Source organism: Vibrio sp. 378 (assembly GCF_033339435.1).
In genome coordinates, this window is the sequence record NZ_JAWOUO010000944.1 from 1 (window position 1) to 566 (window position 566).

1 protein-coding gene is annotated in these 566 nt (G+C 53.4%); it reads left to right on the forward strand.

Going from position 1 to position 566, the window contains the following annotated elements:
- The coding region (locus tag R7Q48_RS29740; RefSeq protein WP_318133976.1) for a diacylglycerol kinase family protein at positions 1-566 on the forward strand (566 nt) is incomplete at both ends.

Below are 566 nucleotides of genomic sequence, written 5' to 3' on the forward strand. Positions count from 1 at the left end.
TGTGAATCAGGTGATTGTCTCTGGTGGCGATGGCACGGTGACTGAAGTGGCGAGCCAGTTGGTCGGCACTGACATCAAGCTCGGCATCATACCGTTGGGCACGGCGAATGCGCTTTGCCATGTGCTGTATGGCATCGGCGTGAAGTTAGCACCGGTGGAAAAAGCGTGTGAAGCCATTCTCGCAGGTCATTGCCAACGCATAGACACCGCAGAATGTAATCAGCGTTTGATTCTGTTGGTGCTGGGTATTGGCTTGGAACAGAAGATGATTGAACACGCGCATCGTGAAGAGAAAAATGCGTTTGGGCAACTGGCGTATTTAACGGGCTTTTTTAACGCTGTTATTTCCGAAGAGGTGCAAACTCTGCAAGTAACCCTCGAAGGGCAGGCGGCGAGTGAACAAGGATGGGAGAGTCAGGAGATGGAGGTGCACAGCTTCGTCGTTGCCAACATCGCGCCATTTAGTACCGTGTTAGCGCAAGGTGGCGGCGCGCCGCAGCCAGATGATGGGAAACTGCACATTACCTACCTTGATAACACTCAGTCGCTGGGTGGACGCCTAGTGG